General features: G+C 60.0%; 22 protein-coding genes and 1 pseudogene. 12 read left to right on the top strand and 11 right to left on the bottom strand.

Going from position 1 to position 24,318, the window contains the following annotated elements:
- Positions 1 to 348: 348 nt before the first annotated feature.
- Positions 349 to 1,338: a glutathione S-transferase family protein gene (locus FBZ99_RS08130; RefSeq protein ID WP_145632390.1), complete on the top strand. Its 990-nt coding sequence runs from the start codon at positions 349 to 351 to the stop codon at positions 1,336 to 1,338.
- A gap of 15 nt (positions 1,339 to 1,353) precedes the next feature.
- Here FBZ99_RS08130 and FBZ99_RS08125 read toward each other — a convergent pair whose 3' ends face one another.
- A complete protein-coding gene (locus FBZ99_RS08125; RefSeq protein ID WP_113332220.1) occupies positions 1,354 to 1,845 on the bottom strand; it encodes an NUDIX domain-containing protein in 492 nt (163 codons plus the stop codon).
- A gap of 50 nt (positions 1,846 to 1,895) precedes the next feature.
- On the opposite strand from FBZ99_RS08125, the gene FBZ99_RS08120 reads away from it, so the two are divergent.
- The 5 genes from FBZ99_RS08120 (at position 1,896) to FBZ99_RS08100 (ending at position 7,008) form a co-directional block, all read left to right on the top strand.
- On the top strand, positions 1,896 to 2,837 hold the full coding sequence (locus FBZ99_RS08120) for a metallophosphoesterase family protein (protein ID WP_113332219.1): 942 nt from the start codon (positions 1,896 to 1,898) through the stop codon (positions 2,835 to 2,837).
- Between the two features lie 396 nt (positions 2,838 to 3,233).
- Positions 3,234 to 3,746, top strand: coding sequence for an RNA polymerase sigma factor (locus FBZ99_RS08115; RefSeq protein WP_112720912.1), 513 nt, complete (start codon positions 3,234 to 3,236; stop codon positions 3,744 to 3,746).
- 3 nt (positions 3,747 to 3,749) lie between these two features.
- A complete protein-coding gene (locus FBZ99_RS08110; protein ID WP_186450292.1) occupies positions 3,750 to 4,589 on the top strand; it encodes an anti-sigma factor family protein in 840 nt (279 codons plus the stop codon).
- A gap of 100 nt (positions 4,590 to 4,689) precedes the next feature.
- Positions 4,690 to 4,893 (top strand): hypothetical protein, encoded by a 204-nt coding sequence (locus FBZ99_RS08105; RefSeq protein ID WP_113332216.1) that lies wholly within the window; start codon positions 4,690 to 4,692, stop codon positions 4,891 to 4,893.
- A 270-nt stretch (positions 4,894 to 5,163) separates the two neighbouring features.
- Positions 5,164 to 7,008, top strand: coding sequence for an ABC transporter ATP-binding protein (locus FBZ99_RS08100; protein WP_145632384.1), 1,845 nt, complete (start codon positions 5,164 to 5,166; stop codon positions 7,006 to 7,008).
- 70 nt (positions 7,009 to 7,078) lie between these two features.
- Here the strand turns inward: FBZ99_RS08100 and leuA are convergent, their stop codons facing one another.
- Complete coding sequence (leuA, locus tag FBZ99_RS08095; protein WP_145632380.1) at positions 7,079 to 8,785, bottom strand: 2-isopropylmalate synthase; 1,707 nt, start codon at positions 8,783 to 8,785, stop codon at positions 7,079 to 7,081.
- 328 nt (positions 8,786 to 9,113) lie between these two features.
- Positions 9,114 to 10,298, bottom strand: coding sequence for a benzoate/H(+) symporter BenE family transporter (locus tag FBZ99_RS08090; protein ID WP_113388959.1), 1,185 nt, complete (start codon positions 10,296 to 10,298; stop codon positions 9,114 to 9,116).
- Positions 10,299 to 10,496: 198 nt separating this feature from the next.
- Here FBZ99_RS08090 and FBZ99_RS08085 point away from each other — a divergent pair, with 198 nt between their 5' ends.
- From FBZ99_RS08085 to FBZ99_RS08075, 3 genes are read left to right on the top strand one after another with little or no spacing between them, the layout of a single operon-like run.
- Positions 10,497 to 11,282 (top strand): DeoR/GlpR family DNA-binding transcription regulator, encoded by a 786-nt coding sequence (locus FBZ99_RS08085; RefSeq protein WP_145632377.1) that lies wholly within the window; start codon positions 10,497 to 10,499, stop codon positions 11,280 to 11,282.
- Positions 11,283 to 11,304: 22 nt separating this feature from the next.
- Positions 11,305 to 12,495 carry an MFS transporter gene (locus FBZ99_RS08080; protein ID WP_145632822.1) on the top strand — a complete coding sequence of 397 codons (1,191 nt, stop codon included), beginning with the start codon at positions 11,305 to 11,307 and terminating at the stop codon, positions 12,493 to 12,495.
- A complete protein-coding gene (locus FBZ99_RS08075) occupies positions 12,461 to 12,844 on the top strand; it encodes a VOC family protein (RefSeq protein ID WP_113388961.1) in 384 nt (127 codons plus the stop codon). Before FBZ99_RS08080 ends, FBZ99_RS08075 begins: the two co-directional genes overlap by 35 nt.
- A 196-nt stretch (positions 12,845 to 13,040) precedes the next feature.
- Here the strand turns inward: FBZ99_RS08075 and FBZ99_RS08070 are convergent, their stop codons facing one another.
- Positions 13,041 to 13,628, bottom strand: coding sequence for an ATP-dependent Clp protease proteolytic subunit (locus FBZ99_RS08070; protein WP_047632158.1), 588 nt, complete (start codon positions 13,626 to 13,628; stop codon positions 13,041 to 13,043).
- Between the two features lie 232 nt (positions 13,629 to 13,860).
- On the opposite strand from FBZ99_RS08070, the gene FBZ99_RS08065 reads away from it, so the two are divergent.
- Positions 13,861 to 14,673 carry a DUF2076 domain-containing protein gene (locus FBZ99_RS08065; protein WP_145632375.1) on the top strand — a complete coding sequence of 271 codons (813 nt, stop codon included), beginning with the start codon at positions 13,861 to 13,863 and terminating at the stop codon, positions 14,671 to 14,673.
- Positions 14,674 to 14,733: 60 nt separating this feature from the next.
- Here FBZ99_RS08065 and queF read toward each other — a convergent pair whose 3' ends face one another.
- Together queF and FBZ99_RS08055 are read right to left on the bottom strand one after the other, a co-directional pair.
- Positions 14,734 to 15,198, bottom strand: coding sequence for a preQ(1) synthase (gene queF, locus FBZ99_RS08060; RefSeq protein ID WP_015340658.1), 465 nt, complete (start codon positions 15,196 to 15,198; stop codon positions 14,734 to 14,736).
- A gap of 1 nt (position 15,199) precedes the next feature.
- Entirely contained in the window at positions 15,200 to 16,114 is a 915-nt protein-coding gene (locus tag FBZ99_RS08055) for a cation diffusion facilitator family transporter (RefSeq protein WP_145632372.1), read from the bottom strand.
- Positions 16,115 to 16,524: 410 nt separating this feature from the next.
- Between FBZ99_RS08055 and bluB the strand changes: the two genes are divergently transcribed.
- Positions 16,525 to 17,265, top strand: coding sequence for a 5,6-dimethylbenzimidazole synthase (gene bluB, locus FBZ99_RS08050; protein WP_246661085.1), 741 nt, complete (start codon positions 16,525 to 16,527; stop codon positions 17,263 to 17,265).
- Between the two features lie 38 nt (positions 17,266 to 17,303).
- Here the strand turns inward: bluB and FBZ99_RS08045 are convergent, their stop codons facing one another.
- The 4 genes and pseudogenes from FBZ99_RS08045 to FBZ99_RS08030 all read right to left on the bottom strand — a co-directional run bounded on the left by FBZ99_RS08045 (position 17,304) and on the right by FBZ99_RS08030 (position 21,719).
- Positions 17,304 to 17,939 carry a glyoxalase superfamily protein gene (locus FBZ99_RS08045; protein ID WP_145632369.1) on the bottom strand — a complete coding sequence of 212 codons (636 nt, stop codon included), beginning with the start codon at positions 17,937 to 17,939 and terminating at the stop codon, positions 17,304 to 17,306.
- Positions 17,940 to 18,057: 118 nt separating this feature from the next.
- Positions 18,058 to 18,629, bottom strand: a pseudogene (locus FBZ99_RS08040) (TIGR02117 family protein).
- 267 nt (positions 18,630 to 18,896) lie between these two features.
- Complete coding sequence (locus tag FBZ99_RS08035; RefSeq protein ID WP_113351827.1) at positions 18,897 to 21,086, bottom strand: anthranilate synthase; 2,190 nt, start codon at positions 21,084 to 21,086, stop codon at positions 18,897 to 18,899.
- Positions 21,087 to 21,353: 267 nt separating this feature from the next.
- Positions 21,354 to 21,719, bottom strand: coding sequence for an antibiotic biosynthesis monooxygenase (locus FBZ99_RS08030; RefSeq protein WP_145316494.1), 366 nt, complete (start codon positions 21,717 to 21,719; stop codon positions 21,354 to 21,356).
- A 125-nt stretch (positions 21,720 to 21,844) separates the two neighbouring features.
- On the opposite strand from FBZ99_RS08030, the gene FBZ99_RS08025 reads away from it, so the two are divergent.
- Entirely contained in the window at positions 21,845 to 22,744 is a 900-nt protein-coding gene (locus FBZ99_RS08025) for a LysR family transcriptional regulator (protein ID WP_145632367.1), read from the top strand.
- 14 nt (positions 22,745 to 22,758) lie between these two features.
- Here the strand turns inward: FBZ99_RS08025 and FBZ99_RS08020 are convergent, their stop codons facing one another.
- The gene (locus FBZ99_RS08020; protein ID WP_145632364.1) at positions 22,759 to 24,282 is read right to left on the bottom strand and encodes an ABC-F family ATP-binding cassette domain-containing protein; all 1,524 of its coding nucleotides are present in this window, start codon (positions 24,280 to 24,282) and stop codon (positions 22,759 to 22,761) included.
- Positions 24,283 to 24,318: the final 36 nt, after the last annotated feature.

The following is a 24,318-nucleotide window of genomic DNA, read 5'->3' as shown; positions in this document are numbered from 1 at the left end:
TAGCCCAGAAAACCAGATAGACGGACGATATTGTTCCCGAAAGCGCTCATGGAGCGTTCAAGATCATCGGCGTCGTCGCAGGCTTCTGGTTACTTTCATGACAAGGGTCCTTAAAGTGTGAAGAGCCGGATAGCAGGAAATATTCGGCGCGTCCAATGCAAAATGCATCCCGCCGTTCATTCATGCAGGATCGTGCCGCCATCGTTCTTTTTCTGAAGCTTCACGCCGCCACATGAGCTCGCCGACAGCACCTATGACGCAGTGTTCATCATTTGCCGTCTCGAAATCCGGCGCGCATGCCGTATCTCTAGGTATATAGTTTCGGCAGTTTCCCGAAAGGATCAAGCAATGGGCATGTTGGTGGACGGCGTCTGGCATGACGTCTGGTACGATACCAAGGAGACGAAAGGCCATTTTAAGCGCGCCGCGTCGCAGTTTCGAAACTGGATCACCGTGGATGGCAGCGCCGGCCCCACCGGCACCGGCGGCTTCAAGGCAGAGGCCGGACGCTATCATCTCTACGTCTCGCTCGCCTGCCCCTGGGCGCATCGAACCCTGATCTTTCGCAAACTGAAAAAGCTGGAAAAACTGATCTCCGTCTCGATCGTCGATCCGCTGATGCTGGAAAATGGCTGGGAATTCAAAGGACAGGATGGCGGCACTGTCGACCATCTCTTCGGCGCGACGAAGCTCTGGGAGGTCTATGTCAAGGCCGATCCGCATTATTCCGGCCGCGTGACTGTTCCCGTTCTCTGGGACAAGCAGACCGGCACAATCGTCAACAATGAGTCCGCGGAAATCATCCGCATGTTCAATACGGCCTTCGATGGCCTGACCGGCTCCACTGCGGATTTCTATCCCACCGATCTGCAGGCCGATATCGATGCATTGAACGAGCGCGTCTACGATACGGTCAACAACGGCGTCTACAACGCCGGCTTTGCGACGACGCAGGAAGCCTATCAGGAAAACGCACTCCGCCTCTTCGAAACCCTCGACATGCTCGATGAGCGGCTGGCGACACAGCGCTATCTATTCGGCGATCGCTTGACGGAGGCCGATTGGCGGCTGTTCACGACATTGGTTCGTTTCGACGCCGTCTATGTCGGACATTTCAAATGCAATATCCGGCGCATTGCCGACTATGCCAACCTCTCGGCCTATCTCCGGGATCTCTATCAGATCGGCGGCGTTGCCGAGACGGTGAACATCGGGCACATCAAGAACCACTATTATCGCAGCCACAAGACCATCAACCCGACAGGCATCGTGCCGATCGGGCCGGAACTGGATTTCGATCGCCCGCATGGGCGTAAGCGGCTGGCAAAGGCTGCCTGATCCAAGCGTCGGAGACTACCAATAGCTGGAGGGAGCTTCCGCTCCTTCCAATTCCTTCAGCCGGCGATAGGTTGCCTTCGTCGTGCCTGGCGGCAGCGCATCGACCGGAAAGAAGCCGCATTCGACGATCTCGCGGTCCGGCTTGCGCGGCGAGGTCTGGGTAACCTCGACGCGATAGAAGACGACGTGGTCGCGTTTGCTGGTGTGATTGTTGAAATAGACGTGGAAGAGCTGTGGCTTGCCTGAGATCGCCAGATTGCCTTCCTCGCGCAGCTCCTTCTCAAGCGCCTGCTCCACAGTCTCATGGCGTTCGACGCCGCCGCCGGGCATATGCCATCCGGCGATATAGGAATGCCGAACCAGAAAAATCCGCCCTTCACGATCGAAGCAAGCGGCGCGCACGCCGATGGTCATGCTGCGGGTCAGCACGAAATAGACATGCAGCGCGCGGCCGAACAGACGCACAGCCAAACTCTGCCTTTCGTCGCGTCGATTGTCTTCGCTCATGCCTGAACCCCGGCGTCGCGATCTACAATTGGATTGGGGATGTATTTGTTTTGACAATAGAGTGGGCTATGTCTCATCCCATGTTCAAGCTCGCGCATATTTCCGATGTTCACCTTGGTCCACTGCCACGTCTTTCGATCAGAGAACTCGCCTCCAAACGCATTACCGGATTTGTGAACTGGCACCGGAACCGGCGCAAGCATCTTTTTGGCGATACGCTCGATCTTCTTCTTGACGACATCAAGGCGAAACAGGCCGATCATCTGGCCGTAACCGGCGATCTCGTCAACCTTGCGAGCGGCATGGAGATCCAGACAGCAGCCGCCTGGCTGAAGACTGTCGGCGATCCTCTCCACACCTCAGTTGTTCCCGGCAATCACGATGCCTATGTGCCCGGCGCCTACGAAAAGGCCATGCGCTCCTGGTATCCCTATGTCCGCGGCGACAATGCTCCTGCCGAATGGCAGGAAGAGCAGCGCATTTTCCCCTATCTGCGTATCCGCGGTCAGGTCGCGCTTGTGGGCTGCTCCACAGCCGTTGCCACCCCGCCCTTTGCTGCAAGCGGCTTCTACTCCTCGCGCCAGGCGCGCGAGACGGTCAATATCCTGCGCGCAGCCGGAGATGCCGGGCTCTTTCGCGTCGTCATGATCCATCACCCGCCCATTCGCGGTGCAACCAGTTTCTACAAGCGGATGATCGGCATTCGCCGTTTTGCCGCCGTCATCTCGACCGGCGGCGCCGAACTTGTCCTGCATGGCCACACACATCTCAACACCTTGCATTGGCTGCGCGGCCACATGGGCCCGGTCCCGGTCGTCGGGATCGCCTCAGCATCGCAAGGGGTCGGCGGATTGAAGCCGCGCGCGGCCTATAATCTCTTCACCATCGCCGGCCGGCCGGGCGCCTGGGAACTGAAGGCGGAGCGTTACAGCCTCAGCGACAACGGCAGCGGCGTTGACCCCGAAGGCTTCGATATTCTCGCGACATGGTGAGCCTTTTGGCGTCATCGTGCGCATCGTTTCGATAGCGTTTTCTAAGATACGGAGCTACAATCGAAGCATTGGAATCCTGAAATGCGGGATGGATTTTGAGGTCGTGACAAGGCGCACCGCATGCCGGTTTTCGGAGCCTGTATCCCGTGGGTTGCGGCTTCTTGGAGGGCCCGGGCAGCGCCGGGACAAAGACCGGCTGACACATTGTGGGATTACTGCGGTAAGAATGACAGTCAAACGCGCGGGTGCTTTTGAAGACTTGCGAAACGGCACGGAAATGGTTCATACCAGCACAGGACAATTATTCCGCTCGCATCACCTTTCTTACGGGGAAGGCTGTCCATCGCGGAAGCAGATTGTCGATGTAACAACCTCCAACGCCTTCCTGGAACGATCATGCCAACGCCGGTAGCAGCCACTGATATCAGACGCGATTTGGTCGGCCTTCTTCCGAAGCTTCGCCGCTTTGCGGTGACGCTGACCGGCGATCTCGCCGAGGCGGACGAGCTTGTTCAAAACGTCTGTCAGCGCGGCATAGCCAAGTTCCATCTCTGGAACAGCGGCGGCAAGCTGGAAAGCTGGCTCTATACGATGGCCCGGCATCAATGGGTCGATGAAGCGCGACGCCACAAACTACGCCCCGCCGCAAAGGGCAGTGCACTGGAACAGGGCGAGCCGATATCCGGCACCCATTTAAATCTTGTAGAAGCCGGCGAAGCGCATCGTCTCGTCACATCTTTGCCAGAAGGACTTGCCAGTGTCTTCCTGCTGGTCGACGTCGAAGGGCACAGCTACAAGCAGGCTGCCGACGTCCTCGGCATCCCTTTGTCGGCAGTGATGTCAAGGCTATCCAGCGCACGCCTTTACCTTGCCTCCCAGGGTCATAGTCGCTCGCCTCGAAGGTTTTAAGCATTGCAGGACATGAAGAAAACGCCGCTCGAAATCCGCTTGTCCGCCTTCATGGATGGCGAGACGAGCCGCGAAGAAAAAGAAGAGTTGGAAAAGCTCATCGCCTCGGATCCGAACGCGCGGCGTATTTTCGATGAGCTGAAGCATGGCTCCGATGTTGGCCGCAAGGCTTTTGACGAGGTTTTGAAGGAGCCGGTGCCGCTGGCGCTCGTTCGCTCCATCAAGAGCGCCCAGCCTCCGAAGACCCGAGATCCCTCTCCCCGCCTCACCCGGCAATCGTTGAAATTGGCGCCCACGGGCAAGCAATCGCTGGCCGCGGCTCTCATCCTGTTCGCCGTCGGCGGCGGCATCGGTTATCTTTTCGGCATGCAGCCCGCTGATGTCCCGGCGAGTCCTCCGCCGACCCCGACACAGGCTATGACACGCAGCTGGCTGGATGATATCGCCGCCTATCACCGCATCTATTCGCGCCAGCCGCAGCGTATGGTCGAGCTGCAGGCAAGCCAGCTGGACGAGATCGCCAAGTGGTTGGCGAGCACGGTCGGCGTCAAATTCAATTTTCCGGACCTTGCTGCCGATGGTCTCGTCTTCCAAGGCGCGCGCATGTCCATCGCAGCCGGCAAGCCAGTCGGCCAGCTGATCTACAAGAACCTCGATGGTGATGTCGTCGCCATCTGCTTTACCAAGACGGACGGCGTTGCCGACGACGATTTCAGCGAAACCATCAAGGACGATATCAGCATCGTGTCCTGGCACCGCAACGGCACCACCTATGCGGTCGTCGGTCCCTCCTCGGATGCAATGCTCGATCAGATCGCCAATCGGGTATCCTCGGAAATCTGACTGATATCCCATCCGTTTTGCGCCTTGCGGCTGCCGGCCGGCCGATGGATAATGGGCGGCGACAACCGCATGAGCCCGATAGTCTTGCTGGAGTTTCGACATGTCCGACGTTCTGCTGACCATTCCTGAAATCGACAGGCGTATCGCGGCGATAAAGGAAAACCTTCGCGAACTGATCGAGCAGGCAGCAGCCTTTTCCGGCGCCGCCGACGAAGAACGGACATCTGAGCGGATAGCCGAGCAGGAAGAAGAGCTCGAGCGTCTGACGAAGCAGCGCGATGAGCTTGCCAAAGGCAAGGCCTGAGCAAAACTCACCATTGAAGCACATATGCTCAGACGAGTTCGACGCGAGGCGTGGAAAGAACGGCACTCGCCCTTCTATGTCGGACGATCACGATACAATTGCTGCTGACATCGGCGCTGATACACGCTATAGAGGTTGCAGCGACCAATGAGGAGAGCACTCTGATGAAAAATCACGGCACAGGAAAGCACCGCTGAAAGGCAGTGCCGTGAAGGGCTGCTTTATCGGCCCGACCATCAGATTGCTATCTTTCGCCCGTGGAGGGCACTCATGTTTCGTCGCTTCGAAGAGCTTGTCGATCCGTTTCAGGATCATGACGAGCTGCAGCCATCACCCAAGGCCTGGCGCTATCTTCTAACCAATCTTCGCCCGTTTCGCACGGTCATGGCAATCAGCCTTGGACTGACCGTGATCGGCGCCATCATCGAGATCTGGCTCATCGGCTATTCGAGCCGGCTGATGGACGATCTCGCCGCCGCCCGGCGCGAGGATTTCTGGGCATCCGAAGGATTCGGCCTGCTCGCCGCGGCCGCCCTCGTCCTGATCGGACGGCCTCTTGCCGGCTATCTCCGCGAAAGCCTGGATGACATCGCGTTTCGGCCGAATGCCGAGACGCTGTTCCGCTGGCGGGCTCACCGTCATGTCCTTCGGCAATCGGTCGGCTGGTTCCGTCAGGACTTTTCCGGTCGAATCGCCAGCCAGGTGCGCGACATTGGCACGGCAGCAACGGGCGCGGCCTATCAGGTCCTGCATACGCTCTCCTTTGTCACGATCTATGTGGCCGGCTCGCTCTGGCTGATGGCCTCGATCGACCCGCGCCTCATCTGGCCCCTGGCGGTGTGGCTGTTCTGCTATCTCGCACTGATGGCCTATGTCATCCCTCGCCTGCAGAAGGCCTCCGCGCAATATCAGGGAGCCTATGCCGAGCTGACGGGCATGCTGGTGGACAGCTATGCCAATATCGACCTCATCAAGCTTTTTGCCGATGCAACGGCGGAAGACAAGGAGGCTCGGCGCCGCTTCTCTCAAGCCCGCGAAACATTCGTCCGGGTGCAGAGGCTCGAAGTACAGGTCAATTCGAGCATGCTGTTTCTCGGCAGCTTCCTCATCGTCGCGCTCGTCGGCTATGCGGTCGTCCTCTGGCAGTCCGGCGGCGCACCACTCGGGCTGATCGCCGCATCCCTGGCGCTGAGCTTCCGTATAACCGGCATGGCCGAATGGATGCTGGATGCCGTTTCCTCGCTCTTTGCCCATCTCGGCGCCATGCGGCAATCGCTGCTGACCGTCTCGCAGCCGCTTGCCATTACCGATGCGCCGGACGCCAAGCCGCTTGCCATCACCAAGGGCGAGATCGCCTTCAGGGAGGTCACCCATCGCTACGGCAAGGAAGATGGCGGGCTCGACGCCATTTTGCTTCGAATTGAGGCAGGCCAAAAAGTCGGCCTTGTCGGCCGCTCCGGCACCGGCAAATCGACCTTGGTCAACCTGCTACTGCGCTTCTTCGATCCGGAAGCCGGCACTATCGAAATCGACGGGCAGGATATTCGGCAGGTGACGCAGGATAGCTTGCGCCGGCAGATTGCGGTGGTCGGCCAGGAAGCGTCGCTCCTTCACCGCTCCATCCGTGATAACATCGCCCATGGCAATCCCAGCTTTTCGGAGGATGCGGTTCTCGCCGCGGCAGAGAAGGCTGCGGCCAGCGATTTCATCGCAGGCCTCAGGGATCAGGAAGGAAGAATCGGTTTCGATGCGCATGCCGGCGAACGTGGCGTCCAGCTTTCCGGCGGTCAACGGCAGCGCGTCGCGATTGCGCGCGCTATCCTGAAGGACGCCCCGATCCTGGTGCTCGACGAGGCAACATCTGCCCTCGATTCGGAAGTCGAAGCCGAAATCCAGGATACGCTCTACGGCATCATGGAAGACAAGACCGTGATCGCCATCGCCCATCGCCTGTCGACCATCGCGCGCATGGACCGCATCGTCGTGCTCGACCACGGCCGCATCATCGAGGATGGCACGCATGCGGAGCTGATCGCCCGGAACGGCATCTACGCAACGCTGTGGTCGCACCAATCCGGCGGCTTCATCGAAGGCGACGAACCGCCAGCCGACTGATGTGCAATAAAAGTGGCCCCCTCGAAAACGAGGGGGCCTTTCAAATCAGAGCTGCAACCAGGCTTGAGCCTTATGCGGACTTGATGGCGAGCACGCGGTTCGCCGCCGAGACGATCGCCTCGAGGGACGCAGCGACGATATTGGTGTTGATGCCAGCACCGAAGAGCTTGCCGCCCGGATAGGAGATCTCGACATAGGAGATCGCCGAGGCGTTCGAGCCGTGCTGGAGCGAATGCTCGGAGTAATCCTCGACCGACATCGGAATGCCGAGATAGATGGAAAGCGCGTTGATGAAGCCATCGATCGGGCCGTTGCCGCGCCCTTCGATACGCTTTACCTCGCCCTTATCGGTGATTTCGGCCGCGACGATACGCTGTCCCTTGTGCTCGGGATCGGCGAAGGTGTGGTGGTCGACGAAGCGGAGCCGTGCTTCGGGCTGCGTCACATAGCGTTCGATAAAATGCTCGTAGATGCGCTTGGAGGGCAATTCCTTGCCTTCCTCGTCGGTGATGCGCTGGATTTCCTCGCGATATTCCACCTGCAGGTTGCGCGGCAGATTCAGCCCGTAATCCTGCTGCATGATATAGGCGATGCCGCCCTTGCCAGATTGCGAGTTGATGCGGATGATCGCCTCATAGGTACGGCCGACATCCTGCGGATCGATCGGCAGATAGGGCACTTCCCAAACCGGATCGTTGGCGACCTTGGCGGCCTTCATCCCCTTGTTGATCGCATCCTGATGCGAACCGGAGAAGGCGGTATAGACCAGCTCGCCGACATAAGGATGACGCTCGCCGATCGCCATCTGGTTGGAATATTCGTAAACTTCCTTCATGCGCTCGATGTTGGAGCAATCCAGCTCCGGATCGACGCCCTGTGTGAACATGTTCAACGCCATGGTCACGACATCGACATTGCCGGTGCGTTCGCCATTGCCGAAGAGCGTACCTTCGACGCGGTCGGCGCCGGCCATCAGCGCCAGCTCGGCGGCAGCGATGCCCGTGCCGCGGTCATTATGCGGATGCAGCGAAATGATCAGGTTTTCTCTGTTATCGAGATTGCGGCACATCCATTCGATCTGGTCGGCATAGATATTCGGCGTCGCCATTTCGACGGTCGACGGCAGATTGATGATCAGCTTGTTATCCGGCGTCGGCTTCACGACGTCGATAACGGCATTGCAGATTTCCAGCGCCACATCCAGCTCGGTGCCGGTGAAGCTCTCCGGCGAATATTCGAAGCGATAGCCGCCGCCGGCCTTGGCCGCCATGTCGGTGATCATCTTGGCCGCATCGACGGCGATCTGCTTGATGCCCTGCACGTCCTTGGCAAATACGACGCGGCGCTGCAATTCGCTGGTGGAATTATAGAAATGCACGATCGGCTTGTTGGCGCCTTCCAGCGCTTCGAAGGTGCGGGTAATCAATTCCGGGCGGCACTGGACGAGAACCTGCAGCGATACATCGGCAGGCACACTGCCCTGTTCGATGCACCAGCGGGCAAAGTCGAAGTCGGTCTGCGAAGCCGAGGGGAAGCCGATCTCGATTTCCTTGAAACCCATATCCAGCAACAGCTGGAACATGCGTGCCTTGCGGTCGTGACCCATCGGATCGACAAGCGCCTGATTGCCGTCGCGCAGATCGACCGAACACCAGATCGGCGCCTTGGTGATCACCTTGGACGGCCAGGTCCGGTCGGGAATATTGATTTGCGGATAGGCGCGGTATTTCACCGCTGCTTCGGGCATGCCTTTGGGGGAATGGCTGTTCGCGTCCATGGTCTCGTCTCTTCCTTTCCCGTCATTTTATCCCGCGTCTTAGCCGATCGGATGCGGCTTGGCGATGACAAATGCGGACCCTTTGCGGGTAAGCTGTCGATTTTAGGGTAAGTCGCGAGGAGCGATGGCCAGCGGGCTTTTCGGCCGCCGGGCGCTCCTCAAAGGACCCGGCAACCGCGCGTAAGGCCGAGGAGGAGAAGCGAGGTAAGGGCGCGCGTATTGTCACGCAGGGCGACGCGCCCACGTGCAATCTGTTCGGAAATCTTTGCGCCAGTCAACTTCATGGCCGCGCTTATAGCTGCCGGATCAGAAAGAAGCAACCCCTCGCCTACTTCTTCAGCATTTGCACACCGCGCGACAGCGCCAGCATCAGCCCGCCGGCGATGAGCCCCCAGAAGGCGCCGGAAATGCCGCCGAAGGAAACGCCCGATGCCGTCACGAGAAACGTGATGGCGGCCGCCTCGCGCGATTCCGGCTGCTGGAAAGCGTTCAAGGCGGAATTGGAGAGCGCGCCGACCAGCGCCAAGCCGGCCACCGCCTCGATGAGGATCGGCGGCGCCAGCGCCACGAAAGCCGTCACGGCACTCGCCAGCAATCCGAGGATCACATAGCCGATCCCGGCGACAATCGCCGCCCAGTAGCGCCTCCGTGGATCGGCATGAGCGTCCTGCCCGGCACACATCGCCGCGGTGATTGCCGCAAGATTGACGGCATGGCCGCCGAAAGGAACGGCAAGCAGTGAAAACACGCCGGTCACGGCAAATAGCGGGCCGGGCTTCGGCTCGTAATCGTGCACCTTCAACACGGCGATGCCGGGAATGTTCTGCGATGCCATCGTCACGATGAACAGCGGCAGCGCGATGGACACGATACCGGCAAGCGTAAAGACCGGCTTCACGAATTCGACGGTAGGCAACAGCGAATGCTCGAGCGAGGCGAAGGCACCATCCGGTATCTTCACGCCGAAGGCCAGCACCAGGGCAAAGGCCGCAAGCGCCGCCGGTACCGCCCATAGCCGCTTGAACGACCCAACGACGATCCAGGCAAGAATGATCGGCAAACCGAAGGCAGGATTGAAGGCGATCGCCTTGACGGGCGCAAAGCAGAGGCCGAGCAGCACGCCGGCCAGCATGGCATTTGCAAGCGGCGCCGGGATGGATGCGACCGCCCGGCCAAAAGGCCGAAAAAGCCCGGCAATGACGATCAATATGCCGCAAATGAAAAATGCACCGACAGCCACCGGGAAGCCGCCCTCGATGGCTCCGGCGCTCGCCAGCAGCGCGGCTCCCGGCGTCGACCAGGCAATGCTTATCGGCAGCCTCGTCACCATGCTGAGCACGATCGCGCAGAGACCCATCGCAACCGAAAGCGCCGTCAGACCGGAGGCCGCCTGCGCATCCGAGGCGCCGACCACCTGCAGGCCATGAAAGACGACAGCGAAGGAACTGGCAAAGCCGACGAAGGCCGTGAGGCAGCCCATGAACAGGCTTTGAACGGAGAAATCTTTGAGCATGGCGATAGAGACTCGAAGAGCGCATGAGGATCGATGGAACGCGCATGGAGCATTACAAGCATCGGGCGTGCAAGTGCTGTTTTCGCGCGAAATGACAGTATCGCTCAGCAAATCACTCGCGGAATATATCGTCGGCGAGTCACATCGTGTATAAACGTGCATATTGACTCTCTTATTTATGCACATTAATGCAAATTTATGAGCAATTCACTCCCATTGTCCCGCCGGGACGTCATCGAAGCGCGGCTTGCAGAGGGCCGGCAGATCGTTGCCGCATCTCTGGCCGCCGAATTCAACGTGTCCGAAGATGCCGTGCGCCGCGATCTGCGGGCACTTGCCGCAGAGGGCAAATGCCGCCGCGTCTACGGCGGCGCTCTCCCTCTCCTGACGCCGTCGCAGCCGATGGCCGTACGTGTCGGCCAGGAATCCGGTCGCAAGAGAGCCCTGGCCAAGGCGGCCGTCGCAATGATCGAACCGGGCGAATTCCTGTTTTTCGACAGCGGCAGCACCAATCTCGCAATGGTCGATCTTCTGCAGAAGAACATGGACGTGACGATCGCAACGAACTCCATCGATATCGCCAGCGCGGTCATGAAGCGCGGCGATATCCCGCTCATCCTGATCGGTGGCGCGGTCGATCCCGTCGTCGGCGGCAGCGTCGATGCATCCGCGATCGTGGCCATCGAAGCCATGAACATCGATCGCTGCTTCCTGGGCGTCTGCGCCATTACGGCAAGAAACGGCATCAGCGTGTACGAACATGCAGATGCGATCTTCAAGCGGACGCTGCTCAAGAAAAGCGCAGCACGGATCGCGTTGATTACCTCGGAGAAGTTTCACGAACGCGCGCCGCACCGCATCGGCGGCGCCGACGATATCGATTGGCTTGTTGTCGAGGATGACCTGCCTGTCGCTGACGAAAAGGCGGCCGCCGACGCCGGCTTCTCGCTGGTGAAGGCAAGCGACGTCACGTCATCCTCCTGATTTCGAAAGATAAGAAATGACCATGCAATCCACGGATCGGCCGGAAACCCGGCTGGCAACACGACTTGCTTTTCTGGTTGGAGGTTTTGCCCTCGCCTGCTGGGCTCCCCTCGTCCCCTTCGCCAAGGATCGCCTCGGCGTCGATGACGGCGTGCTGGGCATGCTATTGCTTTGCCTTGGCCTCGGTTCGGTGGCCGCAATGCTTGCGGCCGGCATGTTGAGCGCGCGATATGGCAGCAAGCCGATCATCATCACGGGCGGTCTCGGTCTCGCACTTCTCTTGCCGACCTTGGCCGTAGCCAGCACGCCGTTCACCCTCGGTCTTGCGCTGGCGGCGTTCGGCGCCTGCCTTGGATCGCTCGATGTCGCCATGAACATTCATGCCGTCGAAGTGGAGAAAGGCGCGGACCGGCCACTGATGTCCGGCTTCCATGCCTTATTCAGCATAGGCGGCTTCATCGGCTCCCTGCTCGTCACCCTGCTCCTATCCGTGAAGGCCGGTCCCCTTGCCGCAACGCTTCTAAGCTCGGCTGTGATGGTGATCGCCGTGATCGTCGCATGGCCCCGTCTGCTGCGAACCGTCCCCGCGGAGGACGCGCCGCTTTTCGTCATGCCACGCGGCGTCGTGTTGCTGCTGGCCGCGCTGGCAGCAATCACCTTCCTCGTCGAAGGCGCGATCCTCGATTGGAGTGCTCTGCTGCTTACCACGCAGGGCCAGGTCGATACCAGTCATGGCGGCCTCGGCTACATGCTGTTTGCCATTGCGATGACGGTGGGCCGCCTGAGCGGCGATGCCATTACTGCAAGGGTCGGTGACAGGGCAATCATGCTATGGGGTGGCGCGATTGCGGTCGTAGGCTTTGGCGTCCTCCTTCTCAGCCCGATCGCGATCCTCGCCATGAGCGGTTTCCTCCTGATCGGGCTTGGCGCCTCCAACATCGTCCCGGTGCTCTTCCGCAAAGGCGGTTCGCAGAAGGTCATGCCGGCCGGCCTGGCCGTCGCGGCCATCACCATGACCGGATATGCGGGCGTGCTCGTCGGCCCCGCCGGCGTCGGTTTCGCGGCGGATCATCTCGGCCTGCCCGGCGCCTTCTGGATGCTCGCCGCACTCCTCTGCGTCGCACCTCTCTGCGCCAGCATCGTTACCCGCAATCACGAACAGACACAGGGAGAGACAGATGCGGATCGCTCATACCGCTCTATGGACGCATGATCTCGATGCCGCCGCGAATTTCTGGGAGACTTATTTCGGCGCAACCGTCGGCGAACCCTATCGAAGCCAGCGACGGCCTGGCTTCGTCTCCCGCTTCATTTCCTTGCCGGAAAGCGACGACCAGATCGAACTGATGACCGGCCCCTGGCTTTCTCCCGACCCGCACAGCGAACGCATCGGCTGGGACCATATTGCCATATCCCTCGGCAGCAAAGCTGCCGTCGATGCGCTGGCTGAACGATGCAAGGCGGATGATCGCCTGAAATCCGCACCACGCACCACCGGCGACGGCTTCTATGAGGCTGTCATCACCATGCCGGACGGAACGCCGGTGGAGATTACCATATAGGACACGCTCGGTCTGTAGTTTGCGCTTTCGAGTTCGCCGCTCCCGGAAACGTTGCAACCTCCCGAGCGGTGAAGGCTGGCGGCAGAGATTTCTGCCGCCAGCTTTTGGCTTTTGATCAAAGCTTTTTCATCGAAAACGCCCCCGCCAGCCTTCCGGCAAGCGAGGGCGCTCAATTCAATCGGAAAAACCGGCCAGATCAGATTTCCGCCTGCGAGGTCACGATGCGCGAGACCAGGCCGTAAGCCTTGGCTTCCTCTGCGGAGAGCCAGTAATCGCGATCCGTATCCTTGGCGATGCGCTCGACCGGCTGACCGGTGGCTTCCGAGAAGATCTTGTTCAGGCGCTCGTTCATCTTGATGATTTCGCGTGCCTGGATCTCGATGTCGGAGGCCATGCCGCGCGTACCGCCGGACGGTTGGTGCAGCAGGAAGCGCGTGTTGGGCAGGCAAATACGGCGCTCCTTGGGAGCGGAGACGTAAATCAGCGCTCCGGCGGAGGCGACCCAGCCCGTACCGATCATCCAGACCTTTGGCTTAATGAACTTGATCATGTCATGAATGGAATCGCCTGACTCGACGTGACCGCCGGGCGAATTCACATAGATGCGGATGTCATCGTCGCTGGCGGCGGAAAGCGCCACGAGCTGGGAGCAGACCTTCTGCGCCAGTTCCTGCGTGATGCCGCCATAGATGAAGATCGAACGCGACTTGAAAAGATTCGCCTCCGCGTCCTTGCCCAAGGGCTGCTCGGTCTTCTTGTCTTCCTGTTCGTCTTCGTCGTTCATTCAACTCTCCAGCATGATGCGTCGTTCACCGCACATAGTGCGACTCAATGCGTAAAACAATGCCGGAAAAAGACAAGGCGGGAATAGCGACTGACAACATGGTGTTATGGTTGCGGATTACCGAAATGTAACTTGAATGGCTTTGAAAAGCCGAGATTTGATCCTACGTCAGGTCAGCGCGGTTAGAGATCGCGCCCCCGAATTTGCAGCACAGATAGCCAAGGAGGCCATCATGTCGCCAGAAGAACGTCAATTGCTCGCCTCTCTCTTCGATCGCGTGCGCGGCGCGGCCAGCACGCAGCGCGACGCCGATGCGGAGGCCTTCATCAACCAGGCGGTCCGCGACCAGCCTTATGCGCCTTATTTCCTGGCGCAGGCCGTCATCATGCAGGAACAGGGCATGAAGGCGGCTGCCGATCGCATCCAGCAGCTCGAAGCCCGTGTGCACGAGCTCGAGCAGCAGGGCGCCGACAATCACCCGCAGGGCCAGACCGGCGGTTTCCTCGGCGGAATCGGCTCGCTCTTCGGCGGCGGCCAGCAGCAGCGTGCGCCGGCGCCGCAGGCAACCAGCCCGCAGCAGCAGGGTCGTCTCTATGACGACTATGCCCGCAATGCGCCTCAGCCCGGCCCTTGGGCCGGCCAGCCGCAACCACAGCCATCCGGCCCCTGGAGCCAGCAGGCAGCCGCGCCTTCGGCCGGCGGCAGCTTTCTGCGCGGCGCCCTCGGCACGGCGGCCGGCGTTGCCGGTGGCGTGATGCTGGCGGAATCGCTCTCCAGCCTCTTCAGCCCACATCTTGGCGGAACTGGCGGAGGCCTCTTCGGCGGCAATGCCGGCAGTGGCCTTTTCGGAGGCACGGCAGCCAATGCAGCCGAACAGCCGGTGCAGGAAACGATCATCAATAACAACTATTTCGGCAATGACGACAATAGCGATCAGAATGATCAGAGCGCGGCCGATTACGCCCAGGACGCTGCCCAAGACGCTCAGGACGATGATTATGACGACTCGTCCTATGACGATGGCGACGACAACTCATTCGCCTGAGCAGCAGCCGCATCGAATCTAGCTGAAAAGCCGCCATCCCCCGATGGCGGCTTTTTTCATTCAGCCTCGGCCACGATAGGGCTGCACACCCTGATCCGGCAGCCAAACACCTTCCGGCGGCTTGCCGGTCTGCCAGAAGACGTCGATCGGAATGCCGCCGCGCGGATACCAATACGCGCCGATGCGCAGCCACTTCGGCTGCAGCAGATCCACCAGGCGCTTGGCGATATAGATCGAGCAATCCTCGTGGAATGCGCCGTGATTGCGGAAGGAATGCAGGAAGAGCTTCAGCGACTTCGATTCCACTAGCCATTCATTGGGAATGTAGTCGATGACGATATGGGCGAAATCCGGTTGTCCGGTCATCGGGCACAGCGAGGTGAATTCGGGCGCGGTGAAGCGGACGACATAATCGGTACCGGCATGGCCGGACGGCACTTTCTCCAGAACCGCCTCTTCCGGATTGCTGGCGGTTTCCGTCTGGTTGCCGAGCATCGACAGGCCGGACACATCGGTCTTTGGCATCTCAGGTCTCCTTGATCACTTTGACGCGGATACCATGGGCTTTTTCGCCCTCCGGCTCCACGTGAATGGTTATTTCGGCGCCCGCATGGATCGCCCGTATGGCATCTTCAAGGCGGTCGCAGATTCGATGTGCCTCCCGCACCGGCATGGCGGCGGGTACCACCATATGGAAATCGACGAAGGTCACGGCCCCTGCCCTGCGCGTCTTCAGATCATGCACGCCGAGCGAACCCTCGGCATTTCTGGCAATCGCATCCTTGATGACATTCTCCTCTTCCGGCAGAACGGCCTTATCCATAAGCCCGTCGATCGAAGTGGAGATGACCTTCCAGCCCTGGTAGAGAATGTTGATGGCAACGAGAATGGCAAGCACGGGGTCGAAGATCGGATGCCCGGTGCCAAGCGCCAGCAACAGCCCGATAAGGACACCGATCGAGGTATAGACATCCGACATGATGTGCTGGCCGTCCGCCGTCAATGCCGGCGAGCGATATGTCCGGCCGGCCCGGATCAGCGTCAGAGCCCAGATACCGTTGATGACGCCGGCGACAAAGTTGATCGCGAGACCGAGCACCGGCGCCTGCATGGGCTGCGGATCGGCGAGATGGCCGATCGCCTCCTGCACGATCATCAGCGCTGCAACGACGATCATCACGCCCTCGGTAACGGCGGAAAGATATTCCGCCTTGTGATGCCCGAAGGGATGATCATGATCGGCCGGCTTCTGCGCGTAACGGATGACGAAGAAGGCGATGAAGGCGGCAACAACATTGACGAGCGATTCAAGTCCATCGGACAGAAGCGCCACCGAGCCAGTCAGCCACCAGGCCAGCATCTTCAGCCCCATGACGCCGAGCGACAGCGGAATGCCCCAGAGGGCAAGCCGCCTGATCGTATCGTTTCCCTGACTGTTCATGCCCGTCTCCAAATGTCCCCACGCCTGCTTATGCGAATGAATTGCAAAAAAGGCGCCGTTGAAATGCAAAACCGCCCGCGCGAATTTTCGCGCAGGCGGCTCATTGTCGGTCCATATGGGCCAGGACTTAGCGTTTGTCAAAGGCAGACACCCTTTTCACACGACAATTCGTTGCCGATGTGCGAATTGAAAGGAGCGCCGTCTGGCCAGTCCGTTCGCGAAACATGAGGAAGACGTTTCCTAAATCGCCGTTCCGCGACAGTTGGAAGCCGATAATGCGCACGCCTGTGGAAAATCGCGCTGGTAGTTTGACTTGCCATCCAGCACTAAGCTGTGCTTCAGCCTGATGTGCAAGGGTCGGCGACACCGGCCGACGCGCCGCCGCCTCCTAATGAAAATCACGGTTGAACATGCCCGCTCCTGAAAAGACTGCCGATGCTACACCTTCCATCGCCGACGCCCGCGCGAGTGTGTCGGATCATCTGGTCGCAGCCGGCGCATTTTCGGAGTTGGAACGCAACGCCGTCTATCGCGCCATCGAGACCCGGCGCGACGTGCGCGACCAGTTCCGGCCCGATCCCCTTTCTGACGATCTCGTCCGGCGCTTGCTCGAGGCTGCCCATTCGGCACCGTCGGTTGGTTTCATGCAGCCATGGAACTTCATCCTGATCCGTCAGCCAGAAACGCGTGAGCGCGTATGGCAGGCCTTCCATCAGGCCAATGAGGAAGCCTGCGCGATGTTCGAGGGTGATCGTCGCGCGCAGTATCAGCGGCTAAAACTGGAAGGCATCCGCAAGGCGCCGCTCAGTATCTGCATCACCTGCGACACAAAGCGTGGCGGACCGGTCGTGCTCGGCCGAACGCACAATCCGGATACCGATGTTTATTCGACCGTCTGCGCCGTCCAGAATCTCTGGCTTGCCGCAAGGGCCGAGGGCGTCGGCATCGGCTGGGTCAGCATCTTCCACGAGGATGCCATCAAGGCGATCCTCGGCATACCCGAGCATGTGAAGATCGTCGCCTGGCTCTGCGTCGGCTATGTCGACGAGCTCTACGACATGCCGGAGCTCGCCGTGAAGGGATGGCGCGAGCGACTGCCGCTAGACAAGCTCATTTTCGAAGAAGCCTGGCAAAACTGCGAGGATCTGTGAGGGTCATCCCTCGGCAGCAACCTCGGTGGATCAAAGAGTTATGATCTAAACGTGACAAACGAGATCACATTGCCATCCGGATCGCGCACATGAAAATCGGTGCCACCCCAGGCTTGCTTCATCAGCGGCTGTGCGAACTCAGCACCCCTCTGCTTGAACTCCTCGAACAATCCCTGGACATTCGAGACCTCGATAGAGGCGAGGATGAGCGATTTCTCCTTCGCCGCAGCGGCGGCAAAATAGGGCTCATAGACGAGCCGCAGGTGAATCCAGATACCGTCACGCGACACCGCCCCATAGAACGGCGGCGACCCATGCAGGAAATCCTCGGAGAAACCGAGCTTCTCCCTGAAGAAGGCTGCACTCGCAGCCACATCCCGCACGAAAAGGATGGGAACAATGCTCTTTAAAACCGGCGGCTCCGCTGTAACGGCGGGCATCTTCGGCGCGTCCGCTGCGACGGACTTCAATTCCGCCCAGTTCCTGTGGCCCGCTTCCACCGCAACGATCTCCTGCGCCAGCGTTAGGGGAAACTTCATCGCCAGGATCTCGCGATCCGTCAGCGCCTTGAAACGATCGAGCATTCGGACTCTTCCGCCAAGGGAATAGTCGCGCTCGCGGTGCCAGCGCATCAAGAGCTTGGCTTGCTTACGATAGGTATCGAGGGTTGGCATGGGCAGACTCCTGCTGAGTGATATCAGCGGGCAGGCCTAGCCCTTTCGGCCCGATGCCGATGTGCCCCACAGGAACGACGTAAAGATTAGGATACAACCTGAAGCAAGTCAAACCGCCTCAAGGCAAGGTATGGCCTGCCCCAAAGCCTTCATCGTCATTATGCAGCCGCAAGGACATTCGCAGCATCCAGGGCAATGACGTCCAGAGGCCGGAGGTCAATCCCGCCTGCCTCAGCGCAGCTGCCGTCCAGGTATTGCATCCCATCAGCGCGTTGAAATAACCCCGCGCTTCGAAGAACGCGTCGTTCGGCCCATAGTTGCTGCCAGGCAGGGGTATCGGACCACTGTCGGAGCGATCAAAGCTGGCGAGAACGAATTGCTTGAGCCGCTCAAGACCTTCGGCATCGATGTCGATGACCGTCACCGCAGGCGCGTCCAGCGGAATATCGCCCGCGAGCTCCGCATGAATGACGGAACGATCGAGCGCAAAGCTCTTCAAGACGGGACCCGCTTTCAAATCGCCCATGTCCGCGTCTCCGTATAGAAACTCCGGCCGCCCCAGCCAAAAATGAGATAGCGCAGGTTGGGATTGCCGATATCCAGCCCGGCCGTCCGCAGGAAGGCGAACCGCGTGAGGAGATCGCCATCGACGGGAATGGCGATATCCGTATGGATGGGGTTGCTGAGCATGAGGATTTGTTGTGAACGCTCGCTGCGCGCAGCCTGTGCCTCCTGCCAGAGCGGACGCGGCACGACGATGCCGAGACCGACGAGGAGCATGACGGCAAGGAAGGCGAAGAAAACGCCCTTGAATATTCTTGGGATCACCGACTGAAAGCCCCCACCACAAATCAATCTCTTCAGCGGTTTGTTGGCTCTTTCAAGGCATAAAAATAACCCCATGCGCTTTTTCCGAGTGCATGGGGCTATCAACCTTCAGAATTCTAAATGCTCGCCTCAGGCGGCCTTCGTCTTCACCCGCCGCGCCAGATGCGCCACGACATTCTCGATCATCCGCATGCCGGCATCGCCGCCGAGCGTCATGATCGATTCCGGGTGGAACTGCACGGCCGCGATCGGCTCCTTCACATGCTCGATGCCCATGATCGTGCCGTCTTCGCTCTCGGCGGTGATCATGAAGTCGCGCGGCAGGCTCGACGGATCGGCAAAGATCGAGTGGTAGCGGCCAACGGTCACTTCGCGGCCGAGACCGGAGAAGACCAGGCCGGGCTCCAGCACACGGATGCGCGAGGGCTTGCCATGCATCGGGATCGCCAGGTGGCGCAGCTCGCCGCCATAGGCTTCGGCCAACGCCTGCAGGCCCAGGCAGACGCCGAAGATCGGCAGGTTGCGCGCCCTCGCCTTCTTGATCGTCGCCTTGCAATCGAAATCCTTCGGATTGCCGGGACCCGGCGACAAGACGACGAGATCCGGATCGAGCCGGTCAAAGACCTCTTCCGGCACCGGCGTACGCACGGTAGATACCGTCGCGCCCGTCTGGCGGAAGTAATTGGCAAGCGTGTGGACGAAGCTGTCCTCGTGGTCGACGAGAAGGATCTTCACGCCCTTGCCGACGGAGGCGACGTCGCGTTGCTGTTTGCCGGAATTGCCGGTCTTGGCGTCACGGATGGCGGAAAGCATGGCGGAGGCCTTCAGTTCGGTTTCAGCTTCTTCTTCCTCGGGGATCGAGTCGTTGAGCAGCGTCGCGCCGGCGCGCACCTCGGCAATGCCGTCCTTGATGCGAACGGTACGCAGCGTCAGGCCGGTGTTCATGTCGCCATTAAAACCGACCATGCCGATCGCGCCGCCATACCAGGCACGCGGGCTCTTCTCATGATTCTCGATGAAGCGCATGGCCCAGAGCTTCGGCGCGCCGGTGACGGTGACGGCCCAGGCGTGGCTGAGGAAGCCGTCGAAAGCGTCCATGTCGTCGCGCAGGCGTCCCTCGATATGGTCGACCGTGTGGATCAGGCGCGAATACATCTCGATCTGCCGGCGGCCGATGACCTTGACCGAACCCGGCTCGCAGACGCGGCTCTTGTCGTTGCGGTCGACGTCGGAGCACATGGTGAGTTCCGACTCGTCTTTCTTGGAATTCAGAAGCTTCAGGATCTGCTCGCTATCGGCGATCGGATCGTCGCCGCGCTTGATCGTCCCCGAAATCGGGCAGGTTTCGATGCGGCGGCCCGATACACGCACGAACATTTCCGGCGAAGCGCCGACGAGATATTCCTGATTGCCGAGATTGATGAAGAAGGAATAGGGCGACGGATTGATCGCCTTCAGGCGCTTGGAAATATCGGACGGCTTGCTCTCGCAGCGCTCCATGAACTTCTGGCCGGGCACGACCTCGAAAAGATCGCCCTTGCGGAAGCTCTCCTTCGCCTTGACCACCAGTTCGGCATATTCGCCAGGGCGATGATCGCTCTTCGGCGGAATGGCATCGGTATGGCGGAACGGCTCGGGCGCGATCTCGCCCGACTTGCCTTCTGTCGACACGCCGCCCTTGGCGAAGTCGTAGCGATCGATCCATGCCTTGGCGGAATAGTTGTCCACCACCAGGATTTCGTCCGGCAGGTAGAGCACCATGTCGCGCTGGTCATCCGGGCGCTTGAGCTTCAGATCGATCGCATCGAACTGGAAGGCCAGATCGTAGCCGAAGGCGCCGTAGAAGCCGATGCTGGCATCCGCCTGCGAGTAGAAGAGATCGGTCACGGCACGCAGTACGGTGAAGACCGTCGGCATCTTCGAGCGCTCTTCCTCGGTGAAAACACGATCCGGCGTCTTGACCGTGAGATCGAGCCGGCGCGGCGCCGAGGCGCCAAGCACCACCTCGGAAACGGTCTTCAGCTTCTCCGCGATGAAGCCGAGAATGACTTCGCCGCGCTCGTTATAGGCTTCGATCCAGACATCGCGCCCGTTGCAGGACAGGCCGAGCGGCGGATCGACGATGGCGGTATCCCAACGCGTATAGCGGCCCGGATATTCGTAGTTGGAGGAGAAGACGGCGCCGCGGCGCTCATCGAGCTTGTCGATATAGGATGAAACCGCATCCGCATAGGGCGTCGGCCGGCGCTGCCGAGTGACAGTGATACCGCCCTTCGTCTCGTAGATTTCCGCACCATCATCCCGAAGGATCGTTACCATTGTTCCTCACTCCGTTGTCGGGCCCGGATGACAGGCGGCCAATATAACAAAAAAGCCGCCTCGAAATCTCGGGCGGCTCACTCGTCGTCTTTGAACACGATTGGTCGAGGCCGCCTCAGCGTGCCCACCACCAAACTGCAATGTTGTTCAAGGACGTGTTCATGGCGGGAATTGTTAGCGTGAGATGCCGCGATGCGCAAGCGGAAGATGGAAGGAAAGTTTCCGGCAACGAAGAGGCGGCATCTGCTTGCTATCGATTACAACGCCTTAGACACTGGCGCCTTCACCGCCGCCGAGCTTCGGCAAAACCAGATCGCCAACAGTGTAGGTGTGGAATTCACTTGTCGAAACGTCATCGAGCCTGCGGAATTTCTCGACAAAAACTGGATCGGAGAAGAATTCGTCGACATTGCCGGCGCCCTTGATGGCTTCGATATTCACAACCGTCAGGCCGTCCGTGCTCTTGGCAAGATTGCTCCAGAGGAATTCTTCTTTCCGTTCGGCGACATAGTGAACAACATCCTGGATCACGCGGAAGGCTTCTTCCTGCTTGCCGGGATGAACGTGGATGACATTGACGATGAAGGTGGTCGGCTGCGGCTGGGCGGTGAAATGGGCGGAAATCGTATCCATTGCGGTTCCTTTCGAAAAAGCGGCTTCATGTGCCGCACCGGCACTGGATATCGAGAGTGAGATAGCGGATAAATGATCCGGTATTCACATAAGATCGGAATTATATTCCGCAATCGGGAGCCGTGATGGATAGGCTTGGAACGCTTGGGATCTTCGTACAGACGGCGGAAGGCGGTAGCTTCGTTGGGGGCGCGCGGCGGCTCGGCCTTTCGAGCTCTGCCGTCGGCAAGGCAATCGCCCGCCTGGAGCGAGAGATGGGCGTTCGCCTCTTTCACCGCTCGACCCGCAGCATGACCTTGACCGAAGAAGGCAGCTTCTTTCTCGACACCTGTCGGCGCATCATCTCAGAGCTGGATACGGCTCAGGCGGAGCTTTCGAAATCGCATGCGGCTCCCCGCGGCCACCTTCGCGTCAGCCTCCCCCTGGCCGGAATGCTGTTGATGCCGGCGATATCGGCCTTCATGCGCACCTGTCCCGATATCACGCTGGATCTGGATTTTACCGATCGGCTGGTCGATGTGATCGAGGAGGGATTCGATGCGGTCATCCGGACCGGCGATGTCAGGGATACGAGGCTGATGAGCCGCAAGCTCGGTACATTCCGCTTTCAAATCGTCGCCGCACCCAACTATCTGAAAGCGGAAGGAATCCCGCTTGCACCTGAAGACCTGCTTCAGCACAAATGCCTGCATCATCGCTATCCCAGCACGGGCAAGCTGGAGCCGTGGCCTCTGGTGCGCAATGGGGAGGAGTTGCGGCTCGCTTTGCCGACGACGACGATCGCCAGCGCCATCGAACCGCTCATCCACCTAGCCGAAAACGGCTTCGGCATCACATGCCTGCCGCCCTTTGCCGTCAGCACGCAAATCGCCGACGGCCGGCTTGTGCCGCTGCTCGACGACCATATCGCGAAGACAGGCATCTTTCGTGTATTGTGGCCCACGAGCCGCTACCTGTCCCCGAAGATACGTGCCTTTGTGGATTTCATGGCGGCCAATCTGTTTTCGCACCCATCGGCCGCCTGAAGATTCCGCCCTCCTCACGCCTGCCCTCTCGCCGCCTCGAAGAACTCCTCCGGCCCATCCACTTCGACCAATCGCTTCCGGTCGATCAGCCAGAAGCGATTGCCGATCGATCGCACGAAACTGCGATCGTGCGAGACGAGAAGGCAGCTCGCCTCATTTGCCGTCAGTTCGCCCTCCAGCGCCTCCTGGCCGTCGATATCCAGATGGTTTGTCGGCTCGTCCAGCAGGTAGAAGTTTGGATTGGTCAGCCGCAGCGCCAGCATGGCGAGCCGCGCCTTCTGCCCGCCAGACAGACGGCCGATCTCCTTCCCCTGCATGTCGATACCGATGCCAACACCGACCAGCAGCGTGCGGGCGCGTTGTTCGCCGAGCTCGAACAAGCGCGTGATCATGCCGAGCGGCGTATCCTTTTCACCGAGATGGGAGAGCGCCTGATCACTGTAACCCAACACTAGAGACGGCGTCGGCTTGATTGGGCCGCCGGCAGACGGATCGGCGATCGCCCTACGGATCATCTCGACAAACCGCGTCTTGCCGGCACCATTCTGCCCGAGCAACATGATGCGGTCGCCCTGACAAATCCACTGCTGGCCGGTCTTGAATAACAACGTACCATCAGGCGTCGTCACCGAGGCATCCTCCAGCGTCAGCAGGACCTTGGCGTGGATGCCACGATTGGCGAGCTTGATCGAGCCGGAGGAACGCTCACGGTAGCCCGGTCTCGCGCTGTCCTCCAGCTTCTCGGCCCGCGCCTTCAATTGCTTCGTCTTCACCGTCAGGAGATCGCTGCCGGAATTGACGCCCAGATTGTAGAGCTTGGCCGCCTGCTTGCGCAGCTGCTGCGCCGTCTTCATCTCTTTTTGGTAACGGCGCTCATCCGAGGCATCGACCTCGTCCAGCGCCGCACGCGCCCTGCTATACGGCAGCGCATAGGTTTGCGACTGATCCTGGCGCAGGAACAGGGTTCGATTGCAGACGGCATCGAGGAAGGCGCGGTCGTGGCTGGCGATGATGACGGGCACATCGCGCGGCAAGGCATTCAGCCAATCCTCCAGCAGTGCGATCTTGGCGAGATCGAGATGGTTGGTCGGCTCGTCGAGCAGCAGCACGTCGGGTTCCGTCACCCAGACCCGGGCAAGCATGGCAAGCCGCTGCCAGCCGCCGCTGAGCTGCGCCAACGTCCTCTCCCGCATCGCATCAGGTACATCAAGCGAATCGAGAGTGACGTCGACACGCCAGCTCTCGCTCGCGACTTGCTCCTGAGGCAAAGCGCGCATAACGGCATCATAGAAGGAGACTTCCAGCAGGTTCGCCGGCACGTTCTGTTCGACATAGCCGACGCGCAAGCCCCGGGCGCGGGTGATCTCACCTGTGGTCGGCTCTTGCCTGCCCGTGATGCAGTTGAGCAGCGTGGTCTTCCCGCGTCCATTCGCGGCGACGATGCCGACGCGATCGCCGGAATCGACGGTGAAGTTAAGATTGGAAAACAGCGGCGCACTCATGGTGACGCCCAGATTGCGGAGATTGATGAGAGTCATGATCTTTTCCGGTCTCGATCGAGCATCTCAAGACAT

Source organism: Rhizobium sp. ERR 1071, assembly GCF_007828675.1.
GTDB lineage: Bacteria > Pseudomonadota > Alphaproteobacteria > Rhizobiales > Rhizobiaceae > Rhizobium > Rhizobium dioscoreae.
Note: the sequence above shows the minus strand (reverse complement) of the source record. Positions and strands in the feature narration are given on the sequence as shown.

Excerpts from the sequence above, each read along its gene's own strand:
- leuA (WP_145632380.1), bottom strand. The coding sequence starts at position 8,785 with ATGGACGCGAACAGCCATTCCCCCAAAGGCATGCCCGAAGCAGCGGTG.
- FBZ99_RS08065 (WP_145632375.1), top strand. The coding sequence starts at position 13,861 with ATGTCGCCAGAAGAACGTCAATTGCTCGCCTCTCTCTTCGATCGCGTG.
- FBZ99_RS08020 (WP_145632364.1), bottom strand. The coding sequence starts at position 24,282 with ATGACTCTCATCAATCTCCGCAATCTGGGCGTCACCATGAGTGCGCCG.
- FBZ99_RS08025 (WP_145632367.1), top strand. The coding sequence starts at position 21,845 with ATGGATAGGCTTGGAACGCTTGGGATCTTCGTACAGACGGCGGAAGGC.
- FBZ99_RS08085 (WP_145632377.1), top strand. The coding sequence starts at position 10,497 with ATGAGCAATTCACTCCCATTGTCCCGCCGGGACGTCATCGAAGCGCGG.
- FBZ99_RS08105 (WP_113332216.1), top strand. The coding sequence starts at position 4,690 with ATGTCCGACGTTCTGCTGACCATTCCTGAAATCGACAGGCGTATCGCG.
- FBZ99_RS08125 (WP_113332220.1), bottom strand. The coding sequence starts at position 1,845 with ATGAGCGAAGACAATCGACGCGACGAAAGGCAGAGTTTGGCTGTGCGT.
- FBZ99_RS08045 (WP_145632369.1), bottom strand. The coding sequence starts at position 17,939 with ATGCCAACCCTCGATACCTATCGTAAGCAAGCCAAGCTCTTGATGCGC.
- FBZ99_RS08035 (WP_113351827.1), bottom strand. The coding sequence starts at position 21,086 with ATGGTAACGATCCTTCGGGATGATGGTGCGGAAATCTACGAGACGAAG.
- FBZ99_RS08100 (WP_145632384.1), top strand. The coding sequence starts at position 5,164 with ATGTTTCGTCGCTTCGAAGAGCTTGTCGATCCGTTTCAGGATCATGAC.
- FBZ99_RS08090 (WP_113388959.1), bottom strand. The coding sequence starts at position 10,298 with ATGCTCAAAGATTTCTCCGTTCAAAGCCTGTTCATGGGCTGCCTCACG.
- queF (WP_015340658.1), bottom strand. The coding sequence starts at position 15,198 with ATGCCAAAGACCGATGTGTCCGGCCTGTCGATGCTCGGCAACCAGACG.
- FBZ99_RS08055 (WP_145632372.1), bottom strand. The coding sequence starts at position 16,114 with ATGAACAGTCAGGGAAACGATACGATCAGGCGGCTTGCCCTCTGGGGC.
- FBZ99_RS08070 (WP_047632158.1), bottom strand. The coding sequence starts at position 13,628 with ATGAACGACGAAGACGAACAGGAAGACAAGAAGACCGAGCAGCCCTTG.
- FBZ99_RS08075 (WP_113388961.1), top strand. The coding sequence starts at position 12,461 with ATGCGGATCGCTCATACCGCTCTATGGACGCATGATCTCGATGCCGCC.
- FBZ99_RS08115 (WP_112720912.1), top strand. The coding sequence starts at position 3,234 with ATGCCAACGCCGGTAGCAGCCACTGATATCAGACGCGATTTGGTCGGC.
- FBZ99_RS08030 (WP_145316494.1), bottom strand. The coding sequence starts at position 21,719 with ATGGATACGATTTCCGCCCATTTCACCGCCCAGCCGCAGCCGACCACC.
- FBZ99_RS08130 (WP_145632390.1), top strand. The coding sequence starts at position 349 with ATGGGCATGTTGGTGGACGGCGTCTGGCATGACGTCTGGTACGATACC.
- FBZ99_RS08080 (WP_145632822.1), top strand. The coding sequence starts at position 11,305 with ATGCAATCCACGGATCGGCCGGAAACCCGGCTGGCAACACGACTTGCT.
- bluB (WP_246661085.1), top strand. The coding sequence starts at position 16,525 with ATGCCCGCTCCTGAAAAGACTGCCGATGCTACACCTTCCATCGCCGAC.